This is a genomic window from Chitinophaga sp., from assembly GCF_036569125.1.
Lineage (GTDB): Bacteria > Bacteroidota > Bacteroidia > Chitinophagales > Chitinophagaceae > Chitinophaga.
In genome coordinates, this window is the sequence record NZ_DATCRF010000220.1 from 1 (window position 1) to 7,856 (window position 7,856).

At 48.5% G+C, this 7,856-nt stretch carries 7 protein-coding genes; 3 read left to right on the forward strand and 4 right to left on the reverse strand.

From position 1 onward, the window contains the following. Positions 1-223 (forward strand): glycogen-binding domain-containing protein (locus VIM87_RS07815; protein WP_331996444.1); only part of this gene is annotated, 223 nt, incomplete at its 5' end. Positions 224-310: 87 nt separating this feature from the next. Further along, positions 311-721 carry a hypothetical protein gene (locus VIM87_RS07820; protein ID WP_331996445.1) on the forward strand — a complete coding sequence of 137 codons (411 nt, stop codon included), beginning with the start codon at positions 311-313 and terminating at the stop codon, positions 719-721. On the opposite strand, the gene VIM87_RS07825 is transcribed toward VIM87_RS07820, so the two are convergent. The 4 genes from VIM87_RS07825 to VIM87_RS07840 all read right to left on the reverse strand — a co-directional run bounded on the left by VIM87_RS07825 (position 718) and on the right by VIM87_RS07840 (position 6,174). After that, entirely contained in the window at positions 718-1,026 is a 309-nt protein-coding gene (locus VIM87_RS07825) for a DUF3817 domain-containing protein (RefSeq protein WP_331996446.1), read from the reverse strand. The two genes, VIM87_RS07820 and VIM87_RS07825, sit on opposite strands and share 4 nt — an antisense overlap. Before the next feature lie 2 nt (positions 1,027-1,028). Beyond that, positions 1,029-1,493: a hypothetical protein gene (locus VIM87_RS07830; protein ID WP_331996447.1), complete on the reverse strand. Its 465-nt coding sequence runs from the start codon at positions 1,491-1,493 to the stop codon at positions 1,029-1,031. Positions 1,494-1,553: 60 nt separating this feature from the next. Continuing rightward, a complete protein-coding gene (locus VIM87_RS07835; RefSeq protein ID WP_331996448.1) occupies positions 1,554-2,471 on the reverse strand; it encodes a helix-turn-helix domain-containing protein in 918 nt (305 codons plus the stop codon). A 115-nt stretch (positions 2,472-2,586) separates the two neighbouring features. Beyond that, positions 2,587-6,174 carry an RICIN domain-containing protein gene (locus VIM87_RS07840; RefSeq protein ID WP_331996449.1) on the reverse strand — a complete coding sequence of 1,196 codons (3,588 nt, stop codon included), beginning with the start codon at positions 6,172-6,174 and terminating at the stop codon, positions 2,587-2,589. 716 nt (positions 6,175-6,890) lie between these two features. Here VIM87_RS07840 and VIM87_RS07845 point away from each other — a divergent pair. Then, the coding region (locus tag VIM87_RS07845; protein WP_331996450.1) for a TonB-dependent receptor plug domain-containing protein at positions 6,891-7,856 on the forward strand (966 nt) is incomplete at its 3' end.

Below are 7,856 nucleotides of genomic sequence, written 5' to 3' on the forward strand. Positions count from 1 at the left end.
GTATAGCAATGCCACTTCAGTAGCAATTGGCGGCAGCTTTAACGGCTGGAATGATATGGATTACCCCATGCAGTGGAACAACGGCGCCTGGACTATTCAGCTGCCCCTGAAGCCGGGTAAATATGAATACAAATTTTCCGTAGATGGGGTATGGATCCCGGACCCCGCCAACAAAAAGATGGAACCCGAATACCAGAACTCCATCCTGGAAGTGGCGAAATAAGCCGGATCTACCCCCTTATAAGTCGCAGATACGCCCTGTCCCTTGTACCGGCATTGCATATTTTTGGTGAACCAAAAATCATCATGCATGCAAAATATCACCATCACCCAAACAGATCAGCTGCTGGAAATAAAAGAGGGCTGTATCGAGGAAGTAAAGTTCCTGAACGCCCGTGTGAACAAGCTGCTGTTTAATGATGTAGGCCTGCCCGGCGCCAAGATCACCAATGCCAATTTAAGCGACCTGGAAATTGAAGGTGCACAATTAGGCGGCGCCTATATACACAATATAGGTTTGCCGCCTAAAGGCCATCCTTTTTATGACCCCGCTGCCAAACAACGGCCCCTGACGTTTGAGGACTGTTACCTGGCCGGCAGCGGGATCATTAACTGCAACCTGCAGGATGTGCAGGTACGCGGCTGCGATACCCAGGGCATGACCATCAACGGCATACCTGTGCAGGAGCTGCTGGCAGCTTACGAAAAACAAAAAGCTTAGACCACCGGCGGCAGCTTGGATAATATTTTACGGTCAATGTAAAAGGTGCCAAAGGGTATAATGCAGGCCAGCAGCACTTTCCAGGTAGTGGTGCGGAACTCCCATTTGTAGGCAATGCCCACGCTGAGCGTGTTGAGCACAAAGAACAGGAACAGCAGCCCGTGAATGGGCCCCATGGTTTTTACCAGGGCAGGATTGCCGTACGCATACTTCAGCGGTACGCCTATAAATACCAATACCAGCAAAGAGATCCCTTCCAGGAAAGCAATAATGCGCAGCCTTCCGAGTTTTGTTCTTAACAGCATAATTAAAATGTTCTGAGATAAGGCCGGTGCGCCAGTGGCGAGAACGGCCAGGGTATGGCAATAAAAATGATCAGCAGGGCCAGCGCAAACCAGATGGTCATGGTCCGGAACTTAGCCGCAGGCGTATCTTTCCGTTTAGCTACAGAAGAGCCGATGGTGACGCAAACAACAGCCAGCGTCATAAGTATGATGTGGATCAGCCCAAAGAACAGGAATTCAAAGTGCTGAACCGCCTCATGGTAATGCGATCTGAAATAGGCTATCAGCGGGCTGTTGAAGTACAGCACATATCCAATGGCCAGCTGTACATGCGCTACAGTAGCCGTTACATGGCGTATGGAATTATCTGCCGCGGTAAATGCCGTTTTACCGGCCCAGCCTTTTATACTTCTCAGCAACGCATATATTAAGCTCACCAGCACCAGCCAGCGTACAACAGAATGAAAGAATAACAGGTACGGATACATGCACAATATTTATGCAGCAAAGTTCCTGTTTAACGCTGCCTGCTGTTAGGACGAAAACTGTTAATTACAGGATTTTTCAATCACCCGGCGGAACTGCGTGGGTGTGCAGCCTTCATACTTCTTAAACAAACGGGTAAAGTAGGAGGGATCATCCAGCCCTACAGCGGTAGCCACTTCCTGCACACTCATCTCACTTTGGTTAAACAGCACTTTTGCTTCCAGGATAATGGCCTCGTCTATCCATTTAGTGGGGCTTTGCCCGGTTATGGCCTTCACGGTCTTATTAAGATGGTTGGGGCTAATGTGCAGCAGGGCTGCATAATCCGTAACCCGGTGTGTATGGCGGATGTGGGTAAAGATCAGCTCTTTGAACCTGCGGGTAATATGCAGGGCGGCCCCTGGCAGCTCATTATTAACCGGCTGGTAGACACGATTCACTTCGCACAGCAGGGTGGTCAAATAAGTTTGAATAATATCCGGGTGCTGCAGGCCATGCTGTATATAATCCAGCAGCAGGCGCTCAAAAAGCTGCAGCACAAATTGAACGGTGGCTGCAGGCAGCTGTATCAGGGGATTGCCCCATACTTTCAGAAATTCAAAGGCCTGCAGCACGGCGGTTTTGCCATAAGGACCGGTAAGCGTATCATTATGGAAGTTGCACAGGAAACCGGTATTCACATCGCCCGGTTGAAAAGAAAATACCTGCCCTGCAGGCACAAACAATATTTCATTGGGGTGCAGGGTATACTCCCGGCTGCCTATTTTCATTACCGCCTCGCCGGAGGTAAGGAATAAGCAGCTATGCGTGGTGCCGCGGCTGGCCGCTACGGGGCGTTGCACCAGCCGGTACATTTCTTCTATTTTTACAATAAAGAACTTGCCGAAGTCGGGCTGCAGCATTTTGTCAAGCTCCTGTTTAGGCTGCATATAGGCGGCTGTAAAGGCCGGCGGATCATATACTTTGATAGACTTTGTCATAGTACTGTAGGAATACTAGCACTGATGACGATTGAGCAGGATGTTTTATTTTAAATACTCAATAAAAAAAGTTCCGTAGAAGGGGCCTCCTACGGAACTCTTACATCATTCTACCTTAGTATTTTACAATCTTTTTACTAAGCACCTTTTTTCCAATGGTTACATTGATAATATACACGCCTGCCGGCAATGCCGACAAATTAAATTGCTGTCCGCTAAACATACGCTGCGCAGGTGCAAGCGCTGTACCGGAAGCGGTATAGATCTGTAAGTAGAGCTTTTCTTCTTTTACATTTGTTACTTTTACCGTCGCCATATTGGTAACCGGATTAGGGTCCACTGTAAGCGCCACCTCTGTTGCTGCTACTTTAGCAGCAGCTGCTGCCGAAAAATTCCACTGGCCATTCACCTGTCCCACATTCGACCACTGATGCACCAGCCCTCCGCCGGAAACGCCATTCACCTGCAGCACTTTTGCGCTATGTTTTGGTATGATCTTGTAATAGCCATCACCAGCAGCTACAATAATAAAATTCTGATGATATTCAGCAGGGTCATGGTAGGGATACTGGATCACGTTGGCGCCATTTGCAAGGGAAACGTTCTGAACATCCAGCGATTTACCGCTATGTTTTGCGATGATCTTATAGTTGCCGTCACCAAGATGCGTGAGGATAAACTGCTGATTGGCATTGCCGTTATACTCTGAATGAATTACACTGGCATTGTCGGCCGTGGATGCTGCGTTTACATCCATCATTAAACCGCTTGCCCGGTTGCGTATAAAATACGTGCCGGACAAATTCGTAACCCCATTCGTGAGCACCCGTATGGAAGTGGTTTTATCATGCAGCGGCGACCAGGTGATGCAATTGTTATTGGCTGTTAAAGTTTCCGTTTGGCCGGTGAAGTTATCATCCGCATACAGGATCACTTTATAGCCTTCTGCAATGGCCAGGGAAGAGATGGCGTCGTCACTGATGCCTTTTGCCTGCATTTGTGCAAGGGTGTAATTACCCACTCCCAGGCTAACTGCCGTGCCGCTGTAATTACAATCCATATAAACGACCACCGGATCGGTTGTGCTGAAAGGCAACGCCGTGAACTCCCAGCTGCCCGCTGCAACTTTAAACTGTACATACCTGCCATCTTCCTGGTAAAAAGTAATACCACTCACACCGCCTAAGAAAGTGCCATTCTTCCAGATGGTAGTGCTGCCGGCTTTGATCTCTGAAGTAAGGGTAGAAAGCACTTCTTTCGGAATACCCACAATAGCAGTAGTGCCCGCAGGGGAGCTGAGTGTTTGCGTAAAAGAACCACTGCCCGCAGAGAAGCCAGCAGCAATACCCCCTTTCACAGTAGGGATCACTCCGGAGAATTGTGTAACACCTCCTGCCTGTGGTAAAAACGTAAACTCTGTAAAGGCAGGCTGGGTGGGCCTTACGCCTAACATATAAGCGCTCATCAGGTATAAGGGACCTGCAGACCATGCATGGTTATTACTGCTGTAGCCTGCATTGCTGTTGCTTTCTGTAAAATCTTCCCAGAGTGTGGATGACCAGCTGTTGATCATGCCATTATACCTGTTCTTCATTCTTGTAACAGCCGCAGCGCCATCCAGCATAAACAAGGCCTGTTCAATGTACATTTCCTGGTAGGGACTTGCATCATTCCGGTTCTTCAGCACACTCAGTATGCCTGCTTTCTGCGCATCGTCAGCAACACCGGCAAGCAATGCCCAGGCGTTACTCCGGTCATCGATCGTGGCCGACTGGTTACTGAAAACATAGGCACGGGAAGCGCTGTTCCAGAAATAAGTATTAAACTTAGCCTTTACCTTCGCCAGTAATCCCTGGTAATAAGTTACATCAGCACCTTGTCCCAGCAGGTTGGCGGTATTAATAGCTGCTTCAAGCACGGAAATGTACAATGCGTTAAAGATCGTATTGGCGCTTCCGGTATTGAGCGTGCCTAAATTAGATCCCCAGTCGATCCAGTTCCAGGCATCATTTTGTAAAATGAGCATGCCATCTGAATTACAGCTGGCAGCACAGAACTGAATGTATTTTTTTACCTGCGGATAAAGCTCCTGCAGCAGGGCTTTGTCTCCGCTGTACATATAATACTTCCACAGCATGGCTGCGGCAGCAAGGTTCTGATCCGGCAGGTGAAAGCTGGTGCCGGGCGCTGTTGTATAAAGGGAGCCGTTGCCTTTTTGTGTATACATCAGCTCGCGGAAAGCTTTGCGTGTGAGCTTATTCACGCTGGTATCATACAGGTAAAATGAATAAAGGATCTGCTCAGAAACATCTCCCCACCACTGCCCGCGCTCACGGTCGGGACAGTCATAATACTGATCGCGCATACATACTCTGGAAGTATTTTTTGATTTCGTCCACAAGGTATTCAACGATGCATCGGAAGAGGTGAACTGGCCTATAATGTCCGCATTGTAGCTGGTTTCCCTGTACTTCAAACCCAGGATCTGCACGGCGCCGGTAACATTTGTAAACTCATAGGTAACGGTATGATTGCTGGAATTTTGCCAGGCAAAACATTCAAATTCCTGGTCGCCGGCTTTTGTAATGTACTCCTGCCAGTAGTGGCTGTTCACGGTGATCCTGATCTTCACACCTGCGGGCGCATTTACATGCAGGTATGGGCGCAGCTGAATATTAGTGCCTACTGTTCCGGTAATGGTAGTATTGGCTGTAATGGAAGCCGGTATTGCGTTTTGATAATTACTCAACGCATACTCTTTCCAGAAAGGAATGCCGCGCGGCACAAGCCTGTTCCAGGGGGCAGCAGGAGGGAGGCCCTTTTTCACGGCAGTGCTCCATGATGCGTCATTGTAGGCTGCTGTGGTCCAGCCGCTCAGCTCATTGGCGGCATTATAGGAAACCGGGAATGCGATCCACTTATAATCCTGCCCGTTCAAAATTAACTGTGTGGTAGCGCCAAAGGAGGGATGCACTTTATACTTCCAGGTATCATCAGACACCCCTATGGAACCTGCATCAAATAATAAGCCGCCATTACCCACTGCCCGCTGCGTGTAACCATTCTGACCACCTTTATACCATACCAGCACTGCGATGGTGTTTTCGCCGGCCTGCAGGTAGGGGGCGATGTCTGCTTCATCATAATAGGTGTTCACCAGGTCCGGGCGCAGATCCAGTCCGCCGTCTTTCACCACCAGCTGGTTATTTACATACAGCCAGTACTTATTCTCCGCTGCAATTTTGGTAATGGCAGTAGCCGGTTTTGTAGATAAGGTCACCTTTTTACGGAAAGCGATCCAGGTATTGGCCGGTCCTGCGGCTGAGGACCAGATCCAGTTAGCCGTTCCCGTGGGAGGGGGAATAAGGCTAACGATAAAAGAGGTTACCTGGTCGTTCCATTCAGTACCGATCCAGGTTGAGGAGGCCGTAGCTGTAAAGCTTTTCCCGGTGAAATTGTCATCTGCATAAAAGGTTACCTGGTACCCGGCAGGTAAGGTAAAGGAGGACACGGCATCATCCGGGAAGCCGGCTGCATTCATGTCTGTAAGCCGGTAATTACCAACAGGGAATGAAACGGCCGTTCCGCCATAATTGATGTCGTTGTAAAGTACGGCCTGGGCGCCGGCAAGATGGATCCCCGACAACATACAGATCAACAGGAACAAATAATTCCTTACAAGTGAACGTGTTGAGTGCAACATAGGTTTGAAAATTGAGGGTTTGATTTTAAAAGAAAAGAGATATGGACCTTAACGTGAATTACAGAGTACAGAGAATTTTGATTACCTCAGAAATTTAAAAAGAATAAACGGGCCAACTGTCCCTTACTGTCTGCGGCCTCCCGTGCGCTTTTAAGGTTATGGCGATAATTCATAACTTTATCAGATAAAAATCTTAGAGGATTGTTTTTGCCGGATAATACTGTGCTGCCGGATAGTTTAACACAACACGACCATTTATCAATACGGCTAACTACTGATCTTAATAATCATACCGGTGTTAATAAAACATCAGCTTCAGCGAAGATTATAGCACATTATGCTATGTTGGAGGCAGATGGGCCCAGCGGACAATTTTTTAATGCAGCTGGCATCATTCCCTGGTAGTAATGCCTGTAATCCGCTGCTGTATTGATGTGTAGCGTCCCGGAACATATACGTTCCGGGACGTTTTTATGTTAGCCCGGAATAAAATGATAGCATAATCCATCAACATAAAAGATTTGTCTATTTCCTGAACCCGCGGTTCCTGATACTTTTATTGTACGTAATGAATAACAACCTGGCGAATGCAAACTTTAGGGGGTCATCAACCATCATATCAGTAAAATAAGCACATCCGGCGTTATGAAGTACCTTTCTGCGAGTGCACAGCTCCGGGGCAGGACTTCCATGTTTTGAAAATAAAACTTACAAAAATGCACTCTTTACCTAAGCGCACTTCAGGGTACGCGTATTATTCCAATTATCTCCGTACCATTACAAAAGGCAGCCTGGTGGCTCTGCTCACCATTTGTTTGCTGCACTTTTCTACGGTTACACAGGCGCAATCCATTACCGTACAGGGTAAAATAACCGGCGGCGGCAACCCGCTGCCCGGGGCAGTGGTACGTGTACAGGGCGGCACAACCGGCGCCACTACCGATGCAGGCGGTTTATACAAGCTGAATGTAAGCGGTGATGCCACACTCATTTTCTCCATGTTCGGCTATAAATCACAAACGGTGCCGGTAGGTGGCCGCACGGTGATCGATCTGGCGCTGGAAGTAGATCCTAAATCACTGGAAGAGGTAGTGGTAGTAGGCTATGGTACACAAAAGAAAGTGAACCTTACCGGCGCAGTGGCCACGGTAAATGGCGCTGAACTGCTGAAACGTCCTATCACCAACCCATCGGCCATGCTGCAAGGCACCATGCCCGGTGTGCAGGTAGTGCAGGGCACGGGCGAGCCGGGGAATGAGAATGCGTATATCCGTATCCGCGGTAACGGCACCTTCAGCGGCGCCGGTGTAGATCCGCTGGTGCTGATAGATGGGGTAGAGGGCAAGCTCTCTGACCTGAACCCGAATAATATCCAGAACGTATCGGTACTGAAAGATGCGGCGTCTGCCTCCATTTATGGTGCGCGTGCAGCCAACGGCGTAATACTGGTAACCACCAAGCAGGGTGTGGAAGGCAAGATGCGGGTGCAGTATGATTTTAACTACGGTATTTACAAACCTACCAAGCTGTTTGACCTCATCACCAACTCTGCGGAGTATATGGAGCTGTTTAACGAAGCGCGTATTAATTCCGGGCTTAACTCCGGTTTATACACGCAGGAAATGATAGATGCCTATAAAAATGCCACCGACCGTAACCTGTACCCGAACACAGATTGGTTA